Source organism: Parafrigoribacterium humi, assembly GCF_040227205.1.
GTDB lineage: Bacteria > Actinomycetota > Actinomycetes > Actinomycetales > Microbacteriaceae > Parafrigoribacterium_A > Parafrigoribacterium_A humi.
In genome coordinates this window covers 62,564-83,964 of record NZ_JBELOA010000002.1, presented here as the reverse complement: position 1 = coordinate 83,964, position 21,401 = coordinate 62,564, and the positions used below count along the sequence as shown (strand labels likewise).

The window sequence follows — 21,401 nt, the reverse complement described above, 5'->3', positions numbered from 1 at the left end:
TCACATCCTGAACAGGCCGAAGGAGGTCTCCGGCAGCGGAGTCCTGGAGCAGATGTCGAGGGCGAGGCCGAGAACCATCCTGGTGTCGGCGGGGTCGATGATGCCGTCGTCCCAGAGGCGCGCGGTGGAATAGTATGGGCTGCCCTGCCGCTCGAACTGCTCCGCGATGGGCGCCTTGAACGCCGCCTCGGCATCCGCTGACCACTCCTCGCCGCGGCGCTCGAGCTGTTCACGCTTGACGGTGGCGAGCACCGAAGATGCCTGTGGACCGCCCATGACCGAGATACGACTGGCGGGCCACATCCACAGGAAGCGCGGCGAATAGGCGCGCCCGCACATGGAGTAGTTGCCCGCACCGAAGGAGCCGCCGATGACAACGGTGAGTTTGGGGACGCGGGTCGTGGCGACAGCGGTGACCATCTTCGCGCCGTGCTTGGCGATGCCGTCGGCCTCGGCGTCCGTTCCGACCATGAAACCGGAGATGTTCTGCAGGAAGACGAGCGGAATGCCGCGCTGGTCGCACAGCTCGATGAAGTGCGCGCCCTTCTGCGCTGACTCGCCGAACAGCACGCCATTGTTGGCCACGATGCCGATCGGATGCCCGTGCAGCCGAGCGAACCCGGTCACGAGCGTCGTGCCGTACTCACGCTTGAACTCGTGAAACTCCGACCCGTCCACGAGTCGCGCGATGACCTCGTGCGCGTCGTAGCCGGCCTGCACGTCGACCGGGACGACGCCGTACAGCTCGCCCTCGTCGACGACCGGGTCACGGCTTTCGGTCACGTCCCAGGCGGGCTCCTCCGGCTGCGGCAGCGTCGAGACGATGTCACGCAGAATCTGCAGCGCGTGCTGGTCGTTCTCGGCCAAGTGGTCGACGACGCCGGAGGTACGTGCGTGCAGCTCACCGCCGCCGAGTTCCTCTGCCGTGACGACCTCGCCGATGGCAGCCTTCACGAGTGGCGGCCCGCCGAGGAAGATGGTGCCCTGGCCGCGCACGATCACCGTCTCGTCGCTCATCGCGGGAACGTAGGCACCGCCGGCCGTGCAGGAGCCCATGACCGAGGCGAGCTGCGGGATCTTTGCGGCCGACAACCGGGCCTGGTTGTAGAAGATGCGACCGAAGTCGTCCACGTCGGGGAAGACCTCGTCCTGCAGCGGCAGGAACGCGCCGCCTGAGTCGACGAGGTAGAGGCAGGGCAGGTGGTTTTCGAGCGCGATCTCCTGCGCCCGCAGGTGCTTCTTGACGGTCATCGGAAAGTAGGTGCCGCCCTTGGCCGTGGCGTCGTTGGACACGACCATGACGTGGCGACCGTTTACCAGGCCGATGCCGGCGATGAGACTCGCGCCCGGCGCATCGTCGCCGTACATGCCGTTCGCGGCGAGCGGGGCAATTTCGAGAAACGGGCTGCCGTCGTCGAGCAGCTGTTCGACCCGCTCGCGCGGCAGCAGCTTGCCCCGGGCGATGTGGCGCTCGCGGGAGCGCTCCGGTCCGCCGAGGGCAGTGACTGCGAGTCTCTCCTGCAGTTCGGCGACGAGTGCGCGCTGGGCCTCGTTATTGCGCCGGAACGCGTCGCCTGTCGCATCCACCTGGCTGCTCAGGATCTCCATCGGCACTCCTCAGCCTTCTGCACCGGCGTTTGTGCGCCCTGTACGCTCTCGCGGTGGTGCCTGTTCGCACCGTTGCGCTTTTCAGTTAGTTGTGACTAACTGGCTTTTAGGTTAGTCATGATTAACTGGAATGTCTACAGTGTCGAGCGGTTAGTCGAGAAGGGGCAGCATGAACGAGGATGTCGCCACGACGTCGCGCGGTCGCGCCAAGGCCGACCGCCGTCAGGCCCTGCTGAGCTCCGCCGCCCGGCTGTTCGCCGAGAACGGTTTCGCCCGCGTGTCGCTCGAAGACCTGGGATCTGCCGTTGGCGTGAGCGGCCCGGCCGTCTACCGGCACTTCGACAGCAAGCAGGCCGTGCTCGCGGCGCTCCTGGTCGGGGTGAGCGAGAGGCTCGTGAGCGGGGGGCAGGGAGTCGTCGCCGGAGCCGCGGACGACGAGGACGCGCTGCGCTCGCTCATCCGCTTTCACGTCGAGTTCGCGCTCGTGAACCCGGATGTGATCCGAGTGCAGGATCGCGACCTCGACAGTCTTGCCGACGACGACCAGCACACTGTGCGCGCGCTGCAACGCGAGTATGTCGAGCTCTGGGTCGCGGTGCTCGGTCGCGTTCACCCGGGGACAGACACGGAGTCGCTGCGCATCCGCGCGCACGCCACCTTCGGGCTCATCAACTCGACTCCGCACAGCGCCCGCGCCCACGCCACGCAGGCGACCCGCGCCATCCTCGAGCAGATGGCCCTCGCCGGGCTTTCCTGACTCTCTCTCCCGCAGGTCGAGCTTGTCGAGACCTCACCCACGAGCTGCTTCTCCGGGAGGTCTCGACAAGCTCGACCACCGGTAACAGGCTCGACCAGCGAGAAATTAGTCAGCGGTGCAGACGCAGAGTTCGTTGCCCTCGACATCGGCCAGCACCCACCAGTCCGGTGCGTATTGGTCGGTCATGAGGGTGCCGCCCGCCTCGATGGTGGCCTGCACCCGGGATTCTGCGTCGGCCGTCGGAACGTAAACGTCCACGTGGATGCGATTGCGATCGGTGCGCGGCGGGTCCATCTGCTGGAACCAGATCGTCGGCGCGATGCCGCGCGGATCCACCAGCTCTACCCAGTCATCCGTCCGCTTCTCCTCGTAACCCATGCCCACCCGCCAGAAGTCCCGGATGCCGTCGGCATCGATCGTATCGATGGCGATCGTGTAGCGGGCGGGCGGTCTCGTGTCTGCGCTGGCCTCCATCGAGTCGGCAATGGCCTGAATACGCGCAGCAAGTTCCAGATCGCGATCGGTCACTCCACCCGCATCGTGCGAGCTGAGCTCGAAGGCGACGGAACCGTAGCCGAGCCTGATCTCGGGATGGTGATTCAGCTCATCCGCAACGCTCGCCACCTGCACCACGAACGCGGTCGCGGTGGCGAAGTCAGCCGTCTTATATGAGGCGTAGAGCGAGGGAGGCAGGTGCACGAACGCGGTACCCGCCAGACGTTCGGCTGTGTCGGAGGAAGTGAGCGTTGAATTGGCCATACTCAACTCTGCCGCGCCAGCCGTGGCGGTGGCCACTTGTTCAGAGAATTCCAAGGAGCGACACGATGACCAGCAGCAGTGAGATTCTGACGGATGCGATGGCTCGCGTGAAGGGTTCCGTGCATGGCGCGGTCAAAGACCTCGATGCGGCACAGCTGGCGACGAAGCCATATCCGAACGGAAACACCGTCGCCTGGCTCCTGTGGCATCTCACGAGGATCCAGGACGACCATATTGCCGATGCCGCGGGTTTCGAGCAGCTATGGACTTCCGACGGCTGGTATGAGCGCTTCGGCCTGCCCTTCGAGCCGGAGGCGACCGGGTACGGCCAGGGCCCCGCGGAAGTGGCTGCGGTGCAGGCCGATCCGGCGCTGCTCCTCGGGTATCACGACGCGGTCAGTGCACGAACCACGGAATGGCTCGGCAGCCTCACCGAAAGCGACCTCGACCGCGTAGTCGACGAGTCCTGGGATCCGCCGGTGACGCTCGGCGTGCGCCTGGTCAGCGTGCTCTCTGACAATCTGCAGCACGCCGGCCAGGCCGCCTACCTGCGCGGGCTGCTCCTCGCGCGCTAGACCATCGTGAGCAGCATGCCGGGGTCGGAGAGGATCGCACCGACGTCGGCAAGAAACTTCGAGCCCTGCTCCCCGTCCACGAGGCGGTGGTCGAAGGAGGCACTGAGCGTCACCACCTGGCGAAGCGCGATCTCGTCGCGGAACTCCCACGGCATCCGCTTGACCGCACCCATGGCAAGGATCATGGCCTCGCCCGGATTCAGGATGGGCGTGCCCGCGTCGATACCAAAGACCCCGATGTTCGTGATCGAGATGGTTCCACCGCCGAGGTCTGCCGGGCTCGCCTTGCCCGCCCGCGCCGTCTCGACCAGGCCGGACAGCGCCTCGGCCAGCTGCGCCAGGCTCAGACGGTCGGCATCCTTCACGTTCGGCACGACGAGGCCGCGCGGTGTCGCCGCCGCGATCCCGAGGTTGACGTAGCCGAACTCGACGATCTCCTGCGCCGCATCATCCCAGTGCGAATTGACGGATGGCGTGCGCGCCACCGCGATGCACAGCGCCTTCGCGACGACCGTGAGCAGGTTCACCCTGAGCCCCGCGAACTCGCGGGACGCCTTGAGCTTCGCGATCAACTCCATCGTCGGCGTGACGTCGACCGTGAGGAACTCGCTCACGTGCGGGGCGGTGAACGCACTCGACACCATGGCCGCGGCGGTGTGCTTGCGCACGCTACGGATCGGGATGCGGGTCTCGCGGGCGCGGTCTCCGGCCCGATTGCCAGCCGGTGTCGGCTGGGGCATCGCGGATGCGTGGGCCGCGCGCTCGACGTCTTCGCGCGTGATCAGACCGCCATCGCCGGTGCCGGTGAGGTCGGTCAGCTCGACGCCGAGGTCTCGCGCGAGCTTGCGCACGGGCGGGGTGGAGCGGGGGTTGCGGGACGGGGTCTCGGCAGGCGTGATCCGCGGAGTGGGCGCGCCATCGAACACGCGCGCCTTGCGCGCTGGACGGGCTCCGCCCTCGACGGGAGGTCCGTAACCGACGAGAACGGGCTCGCGCTCGACCGCGGCATCCGCAGCGGCATCAGTAGTGGCATCCGAAACACCGGCACCATCGCTGACCTCGAACGCGGCGATCCGCGAGCCGACCTGCACAGTCGTTCCCGGCTCCGCGTAGAGCTGCGCGATCGTGCCCGCAAAGGGCGACGGCAGCTCGACCAGTGCCTTGGCGGTCTCGACCTCGGCGATGATCTGGTTGAGCTCGACGGCGTCGCCGATGGCCACCCGCCAGGAGACGAGCTCTGATTCCGTGAGACCCTCCCCCAGATCGGGCAGGGCGAAGTCCCTGACGGCCATCTACTTGCCCCATCCCGTGAGTGAGTTGCGCTTGTACATGACCCGGTCGACGGCGTCGAGCAGCCGGTCGAGGTTCGGCAGGAAGTGCTCCTCGAGCTTCGCGGCCGGATACGGCACGTCGAAGCCGGTGACCCGGGCGGGGGCGGCCTGCAGATAGTCGAAGCACCGCTCGGTGATGCTCGCGGCGATCTCCGCACCGAGCCCTGCGAACTGCGCGGCCTCGTGCGTGATCACCAGCCGTCCGGTCTTGCGCACGGATGCCTCCACCGTCTCGAAGTCGATCGGCGCGAGCGAGCGCAGGTCGATCACCTCGATCGAGACGCCGTCCGCCTCGGCCGCGAGCGCGGCATCCAGCGCGGTCGACACGAGCGGTCCGTAACAGACGAACGTGACATCCATGCCTGGTTTGACGACGCGGGCCTTCTCCATCGACAGCGTGTCGGGGCCGAGTTCCATCGAGACCTCACCCTTGGCCCAATACCGACGCTTCGGCTCGAAGAACAGCACGGGGTCGTCACAGGCGATCGCCTGCCGGATCATGGTGTGGGCGTCCTGCGGGTTCGAACAGCTCACGACGCGAAGCCCCGCGGTGTGTGCGAAGTAGGCCTCGGGCGACTCCGAGTGGTGCTCGACGGCGCCGATGCCACCACCGAAGGGCACGCGGATGGTGATCGGCATTTTCACCGCGCCCTGGGTGCGATAGTGCAGCTTCGCCACCTGCGCGACGATCTGGTTGAAGCCGGGGTAGATGAACCCGTCGAACTGGATCTCGCAGACCGGGCGATAGCCGCGCATGGCGAGCCCCACCGCCGTTCCGATGATGCCGGACTCGGCGAGCGGCGTGTCCATCACCCGGCGGTCTCCGAAGTCGCGCTGCAGCCCGTCCGTCACGCGGAAGACACCGCCGAGGGTGCCGATGTCCTCGCCGAGCAACACGACCTTCTCGTCGTCTTCGAGCGCGCGCCGCAGCCCGGAGTTGATCGCCCTGGAGAGGGTCAGTGTTTGTGAACCGCGCGTCTCGGTCGCACGCTCCGCCATCAGTGCCTCGCTCATTCCGCACCTCCGAAGGTGCCGAGGTAGGCGGCATACTGGCTCTTCTGCCGGTCGACCCAGCTGTTCGGCGTCGCGAAGACGTTGTCGAACACCGTGAGCGGCTCCGGGTCGGGAAGGCCGAGGCAGGCGTCCCTCAGTTCCTTCGCCGCGGCATCCGCCTTTTGCCGAACGGAGGCGGTGAACTCGCCGGTCATCGCACCGAGCGAGCCGAGCAATGACTCGACGCGTGCAATCGGGTCCTTCGCGGCCCACTCCGCCTGCACGGCGGGGTCGACGTAACGACTCGGGTCGTCGGATGTCGTGTGCGGCCCCATGCGGTAGGTGACGGCCTCGATGAAGGTCGGCCCTCCACCGCTGCGGGCCCGCTCGAGCGCCACGCGGGTGGCCGCCATCACGGCGAGCACGTCGTTGCCGTCGACGCGCATGCTCGGGATGCCGAAGCCGGGGGCTCTCTCGGCGATCGGGCGCTGCGCCTGCAGTCCCACCGGCTCGGAGATCGCCCACTGGTTGTTCTGGCAGAAGAAGATGACCGGGGCGTTGAAGCTGGCCGCGAAGACCATCGCCTCGTTGACGTCGCCCTGGCTGGTCGCTCCGTCGCCGAAGTACGCGACGGCGACCGAGTCGACGCCGTCCATCGCGCAACCGAGCGCGTAACCCGTGGCGTGCAGGGTCTGCGCGCCGATGATGACGGCCGGAGTCGCCATCCCGATGTCGTAGGGGTTCCACCCCGACGAGGCCGTTCCACGCCACACCGGCATGAGTTCGGCGAGGCTCGCGCCGCGACAGTATGCGACGCCGTTCTCGCGGTAGCTCGTGAAGACGAAGTCGTCCGCTCGAAGGGTGCGGGCCGAGCCGATCTGCGCCGCCTCCTGGCCCAGCAGCGGAGGCCACAACCCGAGTTGGCCCTGACGCTGCAGTGCCGTCGCCTCGGTGTCGATGCGGCGCACGACGACCATGTCTTCGTAGAGGGCCTTGAGTTCCTCTGTGCCGATGTCGGCGACCAGAGGGTCGAAGCGCGGATTCGTCACGCGCGTTCCGTCCGGCGTCAGAAGCTGGACGAAGTCGAGACCGAGCAGTTCGGTCTCCAGGTGTTCCTCGGATGCGGTCGTGCGCAACATGGTTCTCCTTCGATCGCCGCCGCCCCGGCAGGTGAGCCGGGCACTGCACGATCTATCACGGCAGCGGTGGATCGCATCGCTGCCGGCTCCAGGCCTCGTTGCCCGGAGTTAAGGCGACGTTACCCGTCGATCCTGAGATTGACAAGCATGCGCGCCGCGCCAACCGCCCGCTCATCTGCCACCTGCCACCTGCCACCTGCGTGCACAAAACACGTGTGGCGGGAATAACCGTCTCGCGGAGGGAGTCACGACTCCAGCCGTGAGAGGTTTTCTCCCGCCACGAGGTGCTGAATGGCTCGAGCGGCTCTGGCAGACTGGCGAAGTACCTTTCACGCGAAACAAAGGAGTTTCCGGATGCCCGACAAGCCTGACGCGGCAACGCCCGTTCCGAGCGGCACCGCTTCGTCTCCCGCCTCCGCTTCGTCCCCCGACTCCAGCGACGCGATCGTCGTCGGTGCCGGTCTCGCGGGGCTCGTGGCCGCATCCGAGCTTGTGGACGCGGGCAAGCGCGTGCTCATCGTCGAGCAGGAACCTCCCGTGAACTTCGGCGGCCAGGCCTGGTGGTCGTTCGGCGGGTTGTTCCTCATCGACTCCGCAGAGCAGCGCTTCATGGGGGTGAAGGACTCTCTCGAGCTCGCGCGGCAGGACTGGTTCGGCACCGCGGGCTTCGACCGCGACGAAGACGAATGGGGCCGCCAGTGGGCCGAGGCCTACCTGCGCTTTGCCGCCGAGGAGAAGCGGGCCTGGCTGCGCGGCATGGGTGTGAAGTTCTTTCCCGTCGTCGGCTGGGCCGAGCGCGGCGGCTACACAGCAACCGGTCACGGCAACTCCGTGCCCCGCTTCCACATCGTCTGGGGCACTGGCCCGGGCGTACTCACCCCGTTCATGCGAAAGGTGCGCCTCGGCTCGGAGCAGGGGCTCGTCGACGTGCTGTTCCGGCACCGCGTCGACGAGCTGATCGTCGAGAACGGCGCGGTCGTCGGCGTGCGTGGTGCGACCCTGGCACCGGATGACGCGGCCCGCGGCGAGGCGAGCAACCGTGACGAGACGGGCACCTTCGAGCACCGCGCCGGAGCCGTGATCGTCGCGAGCGGCGGCATCGGCGGCAATCACGACCTCGTGCGCAAGAACTGGCCGAAGCGGCTCGGCACGCCACCGAAGCACATGCTCACCGGAGTCCCCGCGCACGTCGACGGACGGATGCTCGGCATCAGCGCGAAGGCCGGCGCGCGCCTCGTGAACGAGGACCGCATGTGGCACTACGTGGAGGGCGTCGAGAACCACGCTCCGGTCTGGGCGAGCCACGGCATCCGCATCCTTCCCGGCCCGTCGTCCCTCTGGCTGGACGCCACCGGCAGGCGGCTGCCCGTCCCCCTGTTCCCAGGATTCGACACCCTCGGCACTCTCGAGCACATCGTGTCGACCGGCTACGACCACAGCTGGTTCATCCTCACCCAGAAGATCATCGAGAAGGAGTTCGCCCTCTCGGGCAGCGAGCAGAATCCCGATCTCACCGGGAAGGACATCGGACTGCTGCTGCAGCGGGTGAAGAAGGGCGCGCCCGGCCCGGTCGAGGCGTTCAAGGCCAAGGGCGCGGACTTCATTGTCGCGGACACCCTGGCCGAACTCATCGAGGGGATGCAGAAGCTCTCCCCCGACGCGCCGCTCGATGCGCAGCAGATCGAACGCGAGGTGCGCGCCCGCGACCGCGAGTTCGACAACGACTTCTCGAAGGATGCCCAGGTCAACGCGATCAGGCAGGCCAGGCACTACTGGGGTGACAAATTGATCCGCGTCGCGAGCCCGCACAAACTGCTGGACCCGAAGGCCGGGCCGCTCATCGCGGTGAAGCTGCACGTCCTCACCCGCAAGAGCCTGGGCGGCATCCAGACCAACCTCGACGCGCAGGCGCTGGATTCCGAGGGCTCCCCCATCACCGGCCTGTATGCGGCGGGCGAGGCGAGCGGGTTCGGCGGCGGCGGCCTGCACGGCTACCGCGCGCTGGAGGGAACCTTCCTCGGCGGATGCCTGTTCAGCGGGAGGGTTGCTGGCCGAGCCGTCGCCTCGCTCTGATTCGTCGGAATAGCGACACTCTTTGTAGGGTTTTGGTCACCATGACCAATTGGAATGACAACATCATCGCGGAGTTTCACGCTAACGACGGACGGGTCGGTGGCCCATTCGCGGGCGCACACCTGCTCCTGCTCACCACGACGGGAGCGAAATCCGGCCTGCCACGCGTCGCGCCGATGATGTACTTCACCGAGGGCGACTCGATCTATGTGATCGCCTCGAAAGCGGGAGCACCGACGAGCCCTGACTGGTATCACAACCTCGTGGCGAATCCCGAGGTTCACGTCGAGCAGTCGACGGATGCCGGAATCGTCACCTTCGATGCCACGGCAGAGGTGCTCGAGCGCCCAGAACGCGATCGTCTCTTCGCCATCTTCAGCGCCGCGAACCCCGGGTTCGCCGACTACCAGACGAAGACAACGCGCATCATTCCGGTCGTGAAACTGAACCGTACGAACTAGGTAGGCTCAGCGCTGCAGGCTCCAGGCGGGGCGCTTGATCAATACGTGTCCTCGCCTGGTGGTGAGCCTCGTCCACGGGCCGGTCTCGTAGACGCGAACCGCGTCGTCCGGCGCGAGGAAGCCCAGGGTGTGGGCGGCAAAGGAACCACCGGCCGGGATGTGCTCAAGCCCGACCATCGGCCTACCCCACACCTCCCGGCGCACCTGCCGCACCAGCTGCTCGCCCGTGCCGGTCGGAATCGCGGAGGCCACCTCCTCGATGCCGGCCGTCGCCGCGGATTCGAAACGCGCGGGGTCGGCGTCTCCGAGCATCCGCCAGCCTCCCCTGGGCGGAGAGATCGCCGACCAGGTCATGGTGTTCACCTCGATCGGCAGCGTCACCGCCACGGGCGCGTCGCGGTCCGTCTCCGCGCCCTGGAGCCTGCTCAGCCGCTCCTGCAGCGAGGCGAGAGGGACTACGATGTCGAACTGGTCCTTCGTCGTGAGCGCGAAGGTGCGCAGGCCGAGAACTGTCGGCGTCTCGTCGAGAAGAGCCGCCGGATAGAGCACGGCGACGTAGACGGCGAGAACGCCTGAGCCGACGATGAGGCGCACTGAGCCGCCCTCCACTCTGGCCGCGCGTGCGAGGAAGACCTGCAGGTCATCGAGGGAGGGAGAGTCAGCGAGAGAAAGTGTGTGGCTCATGTGACCTCTAAACTACCTACATCCGCGGGCGTATATCCATTTCGGGACTCTCTGGCCGCGACGGCGCACTCGGGAGGCACCATGAACGACCCTCTTGCCAATCTTCTCGAAGCGCTCGATCTCACCGATACGCAGGCGCGCACGGAGGAGGACATCTTCATCGGGCCGAGCCAGTGGATGCCCCAGGGGCGTGTCTTCGGCGGCCAGGTTCTCGCGCAGTCGCTCGTCGCGGCGCAGCGTACGCTCGCTGCCGGACGCATCGTCCACTCGATGCACGGCTACTTCCTGCGCCCCGGCAACGTCGAACTGCCGATCACCTTCTCGGTGGACCGCATCCACGACGGCCGCTCGTTCTCGACCAGGCGAACGCAGGCCTACCAGGACGGCCTGCCGATCCTGTCGATGATCGCCTCGTTCCAGGATGAGGAGGAGGGACTGGAGCACCAGATCGACATGCCGAGTGACCTGCCTGGCCCGGAGTCTCTCCCCTCAGCCGCCGAGGCCCTCGGCGACCTCGACCATCCGGTCGCGAAGTACTGGGCCACCGAACGCCCCTTCGACATGCGCCACGTGGGCACACCGCTGTACCTCTCGGCCGACGGCCCTCGCGTGGCTCACCAGGCCGTGTGGCTCAAGGCGATCGGCACGCTGCCGGACGACCCGGACCTGCACCGCGCCGCCCTCGCCTACATGAGCGACTACTCGATTCTCGAGCCGATCTTCCGTCGTCACGGCCTTGCCTGGTCGACCCCGGGCCTCAAGGTCGCGAGCCTCGACCACGCGATGTGGTTCCACCGCTTCGGGCGCGTCGACGAATGGATGCTGTACGTCGAGAAGTCGCCGACCGCGACGAGTGGTCGCGGACTCTCGCAGGGGCGCATCTACAGTCGCGATGGTGTTCTGCTCGCGAGCGTTGCCCAAGAGGGCATGGTGCGGGTCAAGTCCCGCTAGGGTCTGGGCTCGTTAGGGTCTGCCACGCAGCAGCACCTCGTCGCTGCCGACCGCTCGCACCTCGACCGCCGCGATCTCTTGCACGGTGAGGCTCGTCGTGCCCGCGGGCTCGGCATCCTGGCCTGAGCCCGCCGTCCAGGTGGCGATCTGCGTGGCGTTACCCGCGGCATCCCTCACCCACATCGCGTAGTTGCCCGGCGTCTCGGTGCTGTAGCCGTGCCCGTCGGGAGCCGTCGCGTAGCGGCAGTCCATCTCGACCCTGGTTCCCCACGGCTGCGAGACCAGACGGATGCTCGCCCGCAGTGGGCTCTGCACCACCTGGCTGAGCGAGATGGTCTCCGCCGTGGGCTGAGCTGTGCCAGTGATCGTCACCGGAACGATGAGCACGATGGCGAGGGCTGCCGCCGCAGCGAGGCCGAGTGTCGCGCCCGCCGACGTGACCACGCGCGCACGGACTCGCCTGCGGCGAACCGCGTGCACCAGGCGCGGAAGCAGGGTGTCAGGAACGACGGATGCCGCCTCGGGGTCGGCACGAAGGTGGGCCGCCTCTGCCGCGGGCACCTTCGAGAGCAGCCCGGGCATCCCGGCCAGTTCGGCCACAGCCGCGGAGCACGACTCGCAACCCTCGAGGTGCAGCTCGAACTCACGCCGTTCGATCGGCGTCAGGGAACCCAGCAGGTAGGCGGCGTCCCACTCGCTGTAGCGATCTGTCGCGGAGCTCACTGGGTCACCCCTCTCTCCTGCAGGGCCAGCCGAAGCGCGCGCAGTGCGTAGTGCAGCCGCGACTTGACGGTGCCCTCCGGGATCTCGAGCTCACGACTGATCTCGGCAACGGACTGGCCGAGGTAATAGGAGTGCACGACGACGAGGCGGTGATCCTGCGACAGCCCGGAGAGAGCATCCGACACGAGCCAGGCGTCGAGGAGTGCGTCGGTCTGGTCGGCAGACGCCCGATCGGGCAACACATCCGTCGCAATCTCCCTGCGCGACCTGGCGCTTCGGGCGTTGTCGATCACGATGTTCCTGGCAACCGTGAACAGCCAGGCCCTGGCGGATGCCGCGGACTGGTCGAGCACCCGCGGCCTGCGCCAGGCGCGGAACAGCGTCTCCTGCACGACGTCCTCCGCCAGCTCCCTGTCGCCCGTCAGCCAGACGACGTAGCGCCACAGGGCGGGCGCGTGCTCGTCGTGCAGTGCACGCAGCAACTGCTCTTGGGGCTCCGCCACAACAACACCTCCACTCATGACAACGCTATGGACAGCTCTTCGGTTCAGTCACCTTCGCAGATGCTGAGAGCGGTGAACCGAATCCTCCCAGACGTCGTGGTTATGGTGAAAGGTGCGTTTGTACCCGCACACCCGTTTCCTTCCATACACCAGTTTCAGGATCAAGGACTCTTATGAACTCGTCGTCCCCGCTCTCCCGCCGCGCAGCACTCTCGCTCGGGGGCGCCACCGTTCTCGGTGTGACCACAGTCGGGCTCGCCGCCTGCAGCACCGGCGCGGGAGGTGGAAATGCGGCGGCAAACGGGCCGGAGTTCCCGAAGAACACCACCGTCGCCTCGCTCTCCGACATCCCCGTCGGCGGTACCCTGTCCGCCACTGTCGAGGGCAAGCCGCTGCTGCTGGCACAGCCCACCGAGGGAAAGGTCGTGTGCTTCAGCGCGATCTGCACCCACCAGGGCTGCACCGTGGATGCCGCGGCGAAGGACTTCGAGTGCCCCTGCCACGGGTCGACCTACGCCGCGGCCACCGGCGCCGTCACGAACGGACCCGCCGTGCATCCGCTGGCCAAGGTGAAGGTGACCGTATCGGGCGGCTCGGTCGTCACGGCCTGAGTCCGCAGCGGTGATCGAACCGGGGCGTACGACGTGATCGACTACGAGTTCCTGGGCCTGCCACTGCACATCCTGCTCGTTCACTTCGTGGTGATCGCCGTGCCCGCGGCCGCGTTGTGCCTCGTGCTCGCGACCGCCTGGCCCGCCGCGAGGAGGCGCCTCGGGGTGGTCACGCCGATCATCGCGCTTGTCACCATGATCGTCGTTCCCATCACGACGGATGCCGGCGAATGGCTCGAGGCGCGCGTGCACATCACGCCGCTCATCGCCGCCCACGCGGCACTCGGACTCACGCTGATGCCGTGGGCCGTGGCGGTGTTCATCGTCGCGGTGCTGCAGTGGGCGTGGTTCCGATACGGGAGATCCCGGATGCTCGCGAAGGCCTCCCGGGTGACCATCACGGTGATTCTCGCGGCTGCGGTGGCGGTGACCGCCGCCGGGTCGGTCATCACGGTCGTACAGATCGGCGAGGCGGGAGCGCGGGCGGTCTGGACGGGCAACTTCGACACGACTTCGCAGTAGCGAGGCCAGCAGTAGTGCTGTCAGCGCACGCGAGGTTCAGCCGCGTTTGGTGAACGTCACCGGGTCTTCGACGTAGGGCTCCCAGATGTGGCGCAACTCGTCTGAGATTCGCTGCGGGGTTCCCGTGGCTGCCTTCACCATGACGAGCGTCGTCGCGGCCCTCGTAAACAGCTTGCGTGGCGCGACACCGACGGGGGAATAGAGCTCGTAACAGATCTCGAGGCTCGCTCCTCCGATCCGTCCGATCCACATCTCGATGTCGATCGGTGCGCGCATGTACGGGATGGGCAGCAGGTATTCGATCTCCTGCCTGGCGATGAGCGAGATCATCTCTGCGCCCGGGCGGGAATCGAGTACGGCGGTGGCAGCGCCCGATCCGCCCTCGTCGGGCCTCCAGAACGCCTGGATGCGCGCCTCTTCGAGCAGGCGCAGCATCTCTGCGTTGTTGACGTGGGCGTACGCGTCGAAGTCAGACCAGCGAAGCGGAATCGCGAGGTTGAGACGCGTCACGGGTCAGTCCCTCGTGAGCTTGCGGTAGGTGGAGCGGTGCGGCTTGGCCGCGTCAGGGCCGAGACGCTCGAGCTTGTTCTCCTCGTAGGCCTCGAAGTTACCCTCGAACCAGTACCAGTTCGCCGGGTTCTCCTCCGTGCCCTCGTACGCGAGGATGTGCGTGGCGATGCGGTCGAGGAACCATCTATCGTGGGTGATCACCACGGCGCATCCGGGAAACTCGAGCAACGCATTCTCCAGGCTGCCGAGGGTTTCGACGTCGAGGTCGTTGGTCGGCTCGTCGAGCAGCAGCAGGTTGCCGCCCTGCTTGAGGGTGAGCGCGAGGTTGAGACGGTTGCGCTCGCCACCGGAGAGCACCCCCGCCTTCTTCTGCTGGTCGGGCCCCTTGAATCCGAACTGCGAGACATAGCCGCGGGAGGGGATCTCGGTCTTGCCGACCTGGATGAAGTCCTGGCCGTCGGAGACGACCTCCCACAGCGTCTTGTTCGGGTCGATGCCGCCACGCCCCTGGTCGACGTAGGAGATGTCGACGGTATCGCCGATCTTGAGCTCCCCACCGTCGAGCGGTTCGAGACCGACGATGGTCTTGAACAGCGTGGTCTTGCCGACGCCGTTCGGGCCGATGACACCGACGATGCCGTTGCGGGGAAGCGTGAACGTGAGGCCGTCGATGAGGACGCGGTCGCCGAAGCCCTTTGTGAGGTTCTTCGCGTCGATGACCTGGGCTCCGAGGCGCGGGCCCACCGGAATCACGAGCTCTTCGAAGTCGAGCTTCCTGGTCTTCTCCGCCTCGGTGGCCATCTCCTCGTAGCGAGCGAGACGCGCCTTCGACTTGACCTGGCGCCCCTTGGCGTTGCTGCGCACCCATTCGAGTTCCGAGGCGAGTCGCTTGGCGAGCTTGGCATCCTTCTTGCCCTGCACCTCGAGGCGAGCGCCCTTCTTCTCCAGATAGGTGGAGTAGTTGCCCTCGTAGGGATAGAGCTTGCCGCGGTCGACCTCCGCGATCCACTCGGCGACGTGGTCGAGGAAGTACCGGTCGTGGGTGACGGCGAGAACGGCGCCGTGGTACTGCGCGAGATGCTGCTCGAGCCAGAGCACGCTCTCGGCATCCAGGTGGTTGGTGGGCTCGTCGAGGAGCAGCAGGTCGGGCTTCTGGAGCAGGAGCTTGGTGAGCGCGACCCTGCGCTTCTCGCCGCCGGAGAGGGTGGAGACCGCGGCGTCGCCTGGCGGGGTGCGCAGCGCATCCATCGCCTGTTCGAGCTGGGAGTCAAGATCCCAGGCGTCTGCCGCGTCGATCTCTTCCTGTAGGGCGCCCATCTCGGCCATGAGCGCGTCGAAGTCGGCGTCGGGCTCGCCCATCGCGAGCGAGACCTCGTTGAAGCGGTCGAGCTTCGCCTTGATCGGACCGACGCCCTCCTGCACGTTCTCGAGCACCGTCTTGGACTCGTCGAGCTCGGGCTCCTGCATGAGGATGCCGACGCTGTACCCGGGGCTCAGTCTGGCCTCGCCGTTGCTCGGGGTGTCAAGCCCCGCCATGATCTTGAGGATGGTGGACTTACCGGCACCGTTCGGGCCGACCACCCCGATCTTGGCTCCGGGAAGGAACGACATCGTCACGTCGTCAAGAATGAGCTTGTCGCCGACCGCCTTGCGGGCGCGCACCATCGAGTAAATGTATTCGGCCATGCTGACTAGTCTACGAAAGCCGGAGCGTGCGCCCGACCGCGGACACCGCGGACCGTCCTACCAGTCGATGGGGCGCGTCTTACCGACCAGGCAGGTGCCGCTGGTGAGCGCCGCCTGCACCGAGCTCGTGTACTGCGACCCGCTGAGCTGCCCGAGCAGGCATTCCGTGCCGATGCGCACCGAGAACAACACGGAGTCGACCTTGCGACCGATCGTCGTCGTGTCTGGCGTCACCTGCATGTCGGCCTTGTCGAATCCCGCCGCGACGAGCGCGTCGATCACGTCTTTGCCGCCCGCCGACGGATCGCGCTCGATCAGGGTCGTGTTCACGAAGTCGAAATAGGGTTTGTTTGCCTTGGCCGATCCGCCGGGAATGAACTGCGGCGTCGCAGTGCTCGACGGTGTCGCCTCGGGTGCGGGCGCGGATGTCGTGGTGTGTGCCGACGCGGGCCCAGCCGGTGTGGACTCCGTCGAGCACCCCGCGAGCAGGACGAGTGCCAGCACCATGGTCACGGCTCCGGAGACGGCAGGGGCGACGCGAGGCATGCCGCGAGTCTACGGTGTGCGACTGCTATGCAGATCACGTGCGCTCACCGGGGACTCGTCGAGTGAGCCACTGCCGTCAGAACGGAACGGCAACCGATTCTGCATCGAGTTCTGAGGCGGATGGGAAGCTCTCGTCGTCTGCCGAGCTCGGCTGCGAATCCGAGCCGGACGACTCGGTCTCGACGCCAGCGTTCTGCGCCGCCCCCTCCGCGTCACGAGGCTGGCCACCTCCCGTCGCCGTGGGCGTGATGACGCTGCGGGTGAAGACGGCCGTGCCCCACGCAAGATCGTGGCCCACGGCATCCGCCTCGACCTCGATGTTGATGCCCGAGCGCTCGCCCGCCTCCCACCCGCGGATGCGAAGCCTGCCAGAGACCATCAAACGGTCCCCCTTCTTCACGGAGGTGACCGCGTTGATCGCGAGCTGGCGGAAGGTGCTGATCGTGTACCAATTGGTCTCGCCATCTGACCAACGCCCCTGGGCGCGGTCGAAGCGACGCTGGGTGGAGGCGAGCCGGAAGCTCGTGATCGCCAGCCCTTCGCGGGTGATGAAGTGCTTGGGCTCTGTAGCTACGAAGCCGATGAGGGTGATGTTGTCTGTCATGCGCCCAGTGTGATCCGGCGGGGCAGAGCGCAGGGCCGGCCGCATCCGAATTGGGGATGCGACCGGCCCTGTCGTGTCGGTTGAGGAGTGGTTACCTCGGCCCTCTCGGAAAGTCAGTGCTCCCGGAACTCCGGCCACTCCGCGCCCGGCTCGAGGCTCGCGTAGAGCGCGCTTTTTGCGACCTCGAGCGAAGGATACGTACCGCGGAAGTCATCGTCGGTGAGCAGCTTGAAGGTGTACCCGTCGTCGGTGCGATGAACCGAACCGATTGCTCCGGCGGGCCCGGACGCCACCCAAGTCTTGGCTATGTTCAGTGTTGCCGCCATCAGAAACTCCTTTCATCCTCCGTCATCATCGACGGACATCCAATCGTTCTCCTGATACCTCGAGCCTATGTCTTTACACGCACCATAGGCTGTGAAGATGCACGCAGACTACCTCCCGGCCCAGAACCGCTACGACTCAATCGAGTACGCACGAGTGGGGCGAAGCGGGCTGAAGCTGCCGCCTGTGTCGCTCGGACTGTGGAACAACTTCGGATCGGACCGCCCGCTCGACGCTCAGCGCGCGATCCTGCGCCGAGCCTTCGACCTCGGCGTGACGCATTTCGACCTGGCCAACAACTACGGGCCGGGCCCGGGGGCTGCCGAAAGCAACTTCGGCAGGATCTTCGCCGAAGACTTCCACGCCCATCGCGACGAGTTGATCATCTCGAGCAAGGCCGGCTACGACATGTGGCCGGGGCCCTACGGTGACTTCGGCTCCCGAAAGTACCTGCTGTCATCCCTCGACCAGTCGCTCGGTCGCATGGGGCTCGACTACGTCGACATCTTCTATTCGCACCGTCCGGATCCCGAGACGCCGATCGAAGAGACGATGGGGGCGCTCGCCAGGGCCGTCACCTCGGGCCGGGCGCTGTACGTCGGCATCTCCAACTACGACCCGGAGCAGACCCTCGCCGCGCACAGGGCGCTGGCCGAGCACAAGATTCCCCTGCTCATCCACCAGCCCCGTTACAACATGTTCGACCGACACATCGAAGACGGTCTGTTCCCCGTGCTCGACCAACTCGGCATGGGCAGCATCGTCTTCTCCCCGCTCGCGCAGGGGCTCCTGACCGATCGATATCTCGACGGCATCCCCGCCGATTCGCGCGCAGCCGAAGGTCGCTGGATGACCGCGAAGACGATCGACGACACCTACCTCGAGCGAGCACGCGCCCTGAACCGGATCGCACAGGGACGTGGCCAGAGCCTCGCCCAGCTCGCGCTGAGCTGGGTGCTGCGGCAGCCGCAGGTGACCTCGGCCCTCGTCGGCGCCTCGAGCGTCGCCCAGTTGGAGAACAACCTCGGCGTGCTCTCCGCGGCGCCACTGACCGCCGACGAGATCGCGTCGATCGAACCGCACGCTGTGCACGGCACGGGCTCGAGGTAGACCACCTGGTCCGGCCGGATTCCGCTGGGGCACGCATTCGCGGGTTCCGGCTCTATTGTTAGGACAGACACGCGCATCTGGAGCGGCCGAGCGAGAGCAGACACATGGGGAAATTGGTATACGGGGCTGGAGCCGTTGAGGTCGAGTTCGACGATCGGGCACTTCTTCATCTTCAGATCGTGATCGCGAACAAGCTGCGTCTCGGCGAGAGCTTCATGTTCAGTTGGCGAGACGACGCCTCGGTGGGCGATGGCCGCTCCACCGTCTGGATCGACCGTGGCATCCCGCTGCATTTCAAGTTCTACGGCAGCAAGGTGCCGAACGTTAACCCCCTCTGGCTCGACGCGCTCGGCGCATCGGCAAACAGCGGAACCGGCCTGCTCCTGTCGCCGGAGCCCAACGGCCCCGGCTCCTGATTCATCTCAGCCACGGTCGGCCTGGCCGCGAGGAGGCAGCACGCCGCCGGGGTATTCCGGAATCGGTTCGATATCGGAGGGCACTCCCTTTCCCCCGACCGGCGGAAACGAGGGAACCGGGAAGCGCTCCGCCTCCTCGTCTCCGACGATGCCATCCACGAGGCGACTGTCCAGCTGTGTCGCCGGGCCAATGAGGATCGTGCGCTGCGCGACGACCCCGTTCTCTTCGAGGACGGGGATCTCAAGGCTCACGCTCGTCTCGGCGCGAATCACATACTGGGCGTAGTTGAGGAGCGCTTCGGCCACGGCGCTGCCGGTAGTCAGGACTTCTCCCGCGTACGTCAGTCGTCTCATGTCTTCACAGTAAAGAGATCGATGAGCTCAGAACTACCCCTTGCATACACAGGCGGGACATGCATGTCCGCGTGCGAGATCCGATGGGTCTCGCGACATCAGACAGATCGGTACATGCTGCACCGGATACACCCGCGGCGCTGGTAACCTGAATGCGGGTCGTCGCCACGGAGACAGGAACTCAAATGGGAACAATTTTCTATGGTGATGCGCGCTATCCCGTGCCCGTGGAAGACCGTGCGCTCGCCCATCTGAAGAGTGTGATCATCGCACGACTTCGCCGAGGCGAGTCGTGCACATTCTCCTGGCACCCGGAGGGCCAGGAGCATCGCGAGACCATCTGGATCGCCCAGTACATTCCCCTCAACTTCGTCTTTGAGACGGCGACGCGGCCCAAGCTCAACCGCAACTGGATCGAGCTCATGGTGCAGGCCGCCGCGAGCCCGGCCGGCCTCTATGAGATGCCCGAGCCGCCAGAGGACGAACCCGCGCAGTAGATCCAGCTCGCGCACTCCTCACGCCGAGTTCGGATGTCGGTGGCCGGTCTTAGCCTCATCGTGTCCCACTCGATCGGCCGGCAGAATCCGAAAGACACATCATGTTCAACTCTGTACTCGATGACATCGCACCACGCACATCCGCTCCCCTCGCACCGCGCGTGCGTCCGGGGCTCGCAACAGTTCTCGTGCGCGACGCACTCTGGCGCATAACCCGTAAAGACGGCGAGGTGCTCGGCTACGTGGAACGCATCGACAACCCGCGCGGAGACCGATTCAGGGCCAAGCGACTGGATGTCCTCCGACGTCGTTTCGTCTTTCTCGGCGAGTTCTGGAGCGTCGACGACGCGGTGGACTGCCTCCGTTTCGACTGAAACCACTTTGGAGACTCGCCTTTCAGGTCGCAGTGGCCTCTGGCTGTGCGGGTTAGTGTGCCCACATGCAGTGGTGGAATAACTTCGTTGACTGGTTCGGCTCCGACGATGGATGGCGAGTCTTCTCGACCGCGATCCTCCCGTTCATCGCGATCATCGTCGCGGGCATCATCGCCGCGGCCATCGGCCGCAACTCCACTCGCCGGGTCATCGCGCTCAGCGAGCGGGAGACACGCATCGCCGCGGTGACGGCGCTGCTCTCCGCAGCGCGGCGCGCCTCCATCTGGAACACTCTGACGGCGGGCGAGCAGCCCGCGGCAAACCAGGCCGCGATCGACGCCGAGATCCGCCTCCGGCTTCTGGGTGTGCCCGGTGCGGCCCTTGCGGCGGAGTGGACCGCGCACGAGATCGCGGACATGAAGCGCAACTCTGTCTCGTTCAGCTTCCAGGCCGAGCAGACCCTGCTCACGGTGCGCGACCGCCTCATCGAATGGCAGGCCCGGCCGTCCCGTGCCAAGCGCTTGTTCAAGAACGATGTCGACTCCTGGGCCTACGAGTCCTCACTGAGCGACCAGGATCTGGTGCACCAGCAGAAGGCGTGGAATGCACAGCAGCAGGAGACCGGCACCGGGCCGGTGACCACGGCGGCCGCGACACCGGCGGCATCTGCAGCAGCGCCGACCGTGTCGTCGTTCGCGACCACGGCATCCAGCCCGACCCCTGCTACAACGCCCGCTCCCAAGCAGCCAATCGCGCCGTCGCTGTCTGAACCCGAAGTGCAGGCGAGCACTCCATCTTCTTCGGAGCCCGCGAAGAATGAGTTCTACTCTCGCCCGGTTCCCGCGACGGACGTGAGCAAGCGCATCGCTCCCCCGCCGTCTGACGACGAACTGTAGGTGCCCCCGGCAGGATTCGAACCTGCGACCAAGAGATTAGAAGGCTCCTGCTCTATCCCCTGAGCTACGGAGGCGGGGAAATCGGTTCAACGATACCTGAACGCGCCACGGGGCGGCGTCAGAGTGCCATCGAGAGTGCGGTCAGAACCTGATTGACCGTGGGCACGCCTTCCGCGCGAAACACCTCGTCACCCTCGTCGGTGCACACGATCACGGTGGGCGTCGAACGGATGCCCGCGCGCTCGGCCTCTTTCACATCGCGCACGATGTCGAGCTCCGCGATCTTCGCCGCCGGAACCAGCCTGGAGGCCTCGGCCAGCGCCGCGCGCGTGAGCATGCACGGCTCGCAGAAGGCCGAAGCGAAGAAGAGTACTTGCACGGTGGTCACAACCGA

27 protein-coding genes and 1 tRNA gene are annotated in these 21,401 nt (G+C 66.5%); 12 read left to right on the top strand and 16 right to left on the bottom strand.

Annotation, left to right across the window (positions count from 1 at the left end):
* Nucleotides 1-1,608 carry a carboxyl transferase domain-containing protein gene (locus ABUA28_RS04710; RefSeq protein WP_349902795.1) on the bottom strand — a complete coding sequence of 536 codons (1,608 nt, stop codon included), beginning with the start codon at nt 1,606-1,608 and terminating at the stop codon, nt 1-3.
* 169 nt (nt 1,609-1,777) lie between these two features.
* On the opposite strand from ABUA28_RS04710, the gene ABUA28_RS04705 reads away from it, so the two are divergent.
* The gene (locus ABUA28_RS04705) at nt 1,778-2,365 is read left to right on the top strand and encodes an SACE_7040 family transcriptional regulator (RefSeq protein ID WP_349902794.1); all 588 of its coding nucleotides are present in this window, start codon (nt 1,778-1,780) and stop codon (nt 2,363-2,365) included.
* Nucleotides 2,366-2,470: 105 nt separating this feature from the next.
* Here ABUA28_RS04705 and ABUA28_RS04700 read toward each other — a convergent pair whose 3' ends face one another.
* Complete coding sequence (locus tag ABUA28_RS04700; protein ID WP_349902793.1) at nt 2,471-3,124, bottom strand: VOC family protein; 654 nt, start codon at nt 3,122-3,124, stop codon at nt 2,471-2,473.
* 65 nt (nt 3,125-3,189) lie between these two features.
* Between ABUA28_RS04700 and ABUA28_RS04695 the strand changes: the two genes are divergently transcribed.
* The gene (locus ABUA28_RS04695) at nt 3,190-3,699 is read left to right on the top strand and encodes a mycothiol transferase (RefSeq protein WP_349902792.1); all 510 of its coding nucleotides are present in this window, start codon (nt 3,190-3,192) and stop codon (nt 3,697-3,699) included.
* Here the strand turns inward: ABUA28_RS04695 and ABUA28_RS04690 are convergent.
* Genes ABUA28_RS04690 through pdhA form a run of 3 tightly spaced genes read right to left on the bottom strand, consistent with a single transcriptional unit; the run spans nt 3,696 to nt 7,162 of the window.
* Nucleotides 3,696-4,991 carry a dihydrolipoamide acetyltransferase family protein gene (locus ABUA28_RS04690; protein WP_349902791.1) on the bottom strand — a complete coding sequence of 432 codons (1,296 nt, stop codon included), beginning with the start codon at nt 4,989-4,991 and terminating at the stop codon, nt 3,696-3,698. The two genes, ABUA28_RS04695 and ABUA28_RS04690, sit on opposite strands and share 4 nt — an antisense overlap.
* The gene (locus ABUA28_RS04685; protein WP_349902790.1) at nt 4,992-6,044 is read right to left on the bottom strand and encodes an alpha-ketoacid dehydrogenase subunit beta; all 1,053 of its coding nucleotides are present in this window, start codon (nt 6,042-6,044) and stop codon (nt 4,992-4,994) included.
* Nucleotides 6,041-7,162 (bottom strand): pyruvate dehydrogenase (acetyl-transferring) E1 component subunit alpha, encoded by a 1,122-nt coding sequence (pdhA, locus tag ABUA28_RS04680; protein WP_349902789.1) that lies wholly within the window; start codon nt 7,160-7,162, stop codon nt 6,041-6,043. The genes ABUA28_RS04685 and pdhA overlap by 4 nt, the downstream gene beginning before the upstream one ends.
* Nucleotides 7,163-7,516: 354 nt before the next feature.
* On the opposite strand from pdhA, the gene ABUA28_RS04675 reads away from it, so the two are divergent.
* Both ABUA28_RS04675 and ABUA28_RS04670 read left to right on the top strand, forming a co-directional pair.
* Nucleotides 7,517-9,235: an FAD-binding dehydrogenase gene (locus ABUA28_RS04675; protein WP_349902788.1), complete on the top strand. Its 1,719-nt coding sequence runs from the start codon at nt 7,517-7,519 to the stop codon at nt 9,233-9,235.
* 41 nt (nt 9,236-9,276) lie between these two features.
* The gene (locus ABUA28_RS04670; protein WP_349902787.1) at nt 9,277-9,696 is read left to right on the top strand and encodes a nitroreductase family deazaflavin-dependent oxidoreductase; all 420 of its coding nucleotides are present in this window, start codon (nt 9,277-9,279) and stop codon (nt 9,694-9,696) included.
* A gap of 6 nt (nt 9,697-9,702) precedes the next feature.
* Here the strand turns inward: ABUA28_RS04670 and ABUA28_RS04665 are convergent, their stop codons facing one another.
* A complete protein-coding gene (locus tag ABUA28_RS04665; protein ID WP_349902786.1) occupies nt 9,703-10,380 on the bottom strand; it encodes a hypothetical protein in 678 nt (225 codons plus the stop codon).
* Nucleotides 10,381-10,461: 81 nt separating this feature from the next.
* Here ABUA28_RS04665 and ABUA28_RS04660 point away from each other — a divergent pair, with 81 nt between their 5' ends.
* Nucleotides 10,462-11,331, top strand: a complete 870-nt coding sequence (locus ABUA28_RS04660; RefSeq protein ID WP_349902785.1) for an acyl-CoA thioesterase — start codon at nt 10,462-10,464, stop codon at nt 11,329-11,331.
* Between the two features lie 12 nt (nt 11,332-11,343).
* Here the strand turns inward: ABUA28_RS04660 and ABUA28_RS04655 are convergent, their stop codons facing one another.
* Nucleotides 11,344-12,054, bottom strand: coding sequence for an anti-sigma factor family protein (locus ABUA28_RS04655; protein WP_349902784.1), 711 nt, complete (start codon nt 12,052-12,054; stop codon nt 11,344-11,346).
* On the bottom strand, nt 12,051-12,575 hold the full coding sequence (locus tag ABUA28_RS04650; protein ID WP_407075412.1) for a sigma-70 family RNA polymerase sigma factor: 525 nt from the start codon (nt 12,573-12,575) through the stop codon (nt 12,051-12,053). Before ABUA28_RS04650 ends, ABUA28_RS04655 begins: the two co-directional genes overlap by 4 nt.
* 155 nt (nt 12,576-12,730) lie before the next feature.
* Between ABUA28_RS04650 and ABUA28_RS04645 the strand changes: the two genes are divergently transcribed.
* Nucleotides 12,731-13,168 (top strand): Rieske (2Fe-2S) protein, encoded by a 438-nt coding sequence (locus ABUA28_RS04645; protein ID WP_349902782.1) that lies wholly within the window; start codon nt 12,731-12,733, stop codon nt 13,166-13,168.
* Between the two features lie 33 nt (nt 13,169-13,201).
* A complete protein-coding gene (locus tag ABUA28_RS04640) occupies nt 13,202-13,690 on the top strand; it encodes a hypothetical protein (protein ID WP_349902781.1) in 489 nt (162 codons plus the stop codon).
* 36 nt (nt 13,691-13,726) lie between these two features.
* Here ABUA28_RS04640 and ABUA28_RS04635 read toward each other — a convergent pair whose 3' ends face one another.
* The 5 genes from ABUA28_RS04635 to ABUA28_RS04615 all read right to left on the bottom strand — a co-directional run bounded on the left by ABUA28_RS04635 (nt 13,727) and on the right by ABUA28_RS04615 (nt 17,362).
* Complete coding sequence (locus ABUA28_RS04635) at nt 13,727-14,200, bottom strand: acyl-CoA thioesterase (RefSeq protein ID WP_349902780.1); 474 nt, start codon at nt 14,198-14,200, stop codon at nt 13,727-13,729.
* A gap of 3 nt (nt 14,201-14,203) precedes the next feature.
* Nucleotides 14,204-15,886, bottom strand: a complete 1,683-nt coding sequence (ettA, locus tag ABUA28_RS04630) for an energy-dependent translational throttle protein EttA (protein ID WP_349902779.1) — start codon at nt 15,884-15,886, stop codon at nt 14,204-14,206.
* 57 nt (nt 15,887-15,943) lie between these two features.
* A complete protein-coding gene (locus tag ABUA28_RS04625; RefSeq protein WP_349902778.1) occupies nt 15,944-16,432 on the bottom strand; it encodes a DUF6993 domain-containing protein in 489 nt (162 codons plus the stop codon).
* Nucleotides 16,433-16,508: 76 nt separating this feature from the next.
* Complete coding sequence (ssb, locus tag ABUA28_RS04620; RefSeq protein WP_349902777.1) at nt 16,509-17,036, bottom strand: single-stranded DNA-binding protein; 528 nt, start codon at nt 17,034-17,036, stop codon at nt 16,509-16,511.
* Nucleotides 17,037-17,149: 113 nt separating this feature from the next.
* Nucleotides 17,150-17,362: a methyltransferase gene (locus ABUA28_RS04615; RefSeq protein ID WP_349902776.1), complete on the bottom strand. Its 213-nt coding sequence runs from the start codon at nt 17,360-17,362 to the stop codon at nt 17,150-17,152.
* Nucleotides 17,363-17,459: 97 nt separating this feature from the next.
* On the opposite strand from ABUA28_RS04615, the gene ABUA28_RS04610 reads away from it, so the two are divergent.
* Together ABUA28_RS04610 and ABUA28_RS04605 are read left to right on the top strand one after the other, a co-directional pair.
* Entirely contained in the window at nt 17,460-18,470 is a 1,011-nt protein-coding gene (locus ABUA28_RS04610; RefSeq protein ID WP_349902775.1) for an aldo/keto reductase, read from the top strand.
* A 104-nt stretch (nt 18,471-18,574) separates the two neighbouring features.
* On the top strand, nt 18,575-18,886 hold the full coding sequence (locus ABUA28_RS04605) for a DUF7882 family protein (RefSeq protein WP_349902774.1): 312 nt from the start codon (nt 18,575-18,577) through the stop codon (nt 18,884-18,886).
* 6 nt (nt 18,887-18,892) lie between these two features.
* On the opposite strand, the gene ABUA28_RS04600 is transcribed toward ABUA28_RS04605, so the two are convergent.
* Nucleotides 18,893-19,240, bottom strand: a complete 348-nt coding sequence (locus ABUA28_RS04600; protein ID WP_349902773.1) for a hypothetical protein — start codon at nt 19,238-19,240, stop codon at nt 18,893-18,895.
* A 185-nt stretch (nt 19,241-19,425) separates the two neighbouring features.
* On the opposite strand from ABUA28_RS04600, the gene ABUA28_RS04595 reads away from it, so the two are divergent.
* The 3 genes from ABUA28_RS04595 (at nt 19,426) to ABUA28_RS04585 (ending at nt 21,007) form a co-directional block, all read left to right on the top strand.
* Nucleotides 19,426-19,737 carry a DUF7882 family protein gene (locus ABUA28_RS04595; protein WP_349902772.1) on the top strand — a complete coding sequence of 104 codons (312 nt, stop codon included), beginning with the start codon at nt 19,426-19,428 and terminating at the stop codon, nt 19,735-19,737.
* Between the two features lie 101 nt (nt 19,738-19,838).
* Nucleotides 19,839-20,111: a hypothetical protein gene (locus ABUA28_RS04590; RefSeq protein WP_349902771.1), complete on the top strand. Its 273-nt coding sequence runs from the start codon at nt 19,839-19,841 to the stop codon at nt 20,109-20,111.
* A 65-nt stretch (nt 20,112-20,176) separates the two neighbouring features.
* The gene (locus ABUA28_RS04585; RefSeq protein WP_349902770.1) at nt 20,177-21,007 is read left to right on the top strand and encodes a hypothetical protein; all 831 of its coding nucleotides are present in this window, start codon (nt 20,177-20,179) and stop codon (nt 21,005-21,007) included.
* Between the two features lies 1 nt (nt 21,008).
* Here the strand turns inward: ABUA28_RS04585 and ABUA28_RS04580 are convergent.
* Together ABUA28_RS04580 and ABUA28_RS04575 are read right to left on the bottom strand one after the other, a co-directional pair.
* Nucleotides 21,009-21,081 (bottom strand) — tRNA-Arg (locus ABUA28_RS04580).
* Between the two features lie 44 nt (nt 21,082-21,125).
* Nucleotides 21,126-21,395 (bottom strand): thioredoxin family protein, encoded by a 270-nt coding sequence (locus ABUA28_RS04575; protein ID WP_349902769.1) that lies wholly within the window; start codon nt 21,393-21,395, stop codon nt 21,126-21,128.
* Between the last annotated feature and the right edge of the window lie 6 nt (nt 21,396-21,401).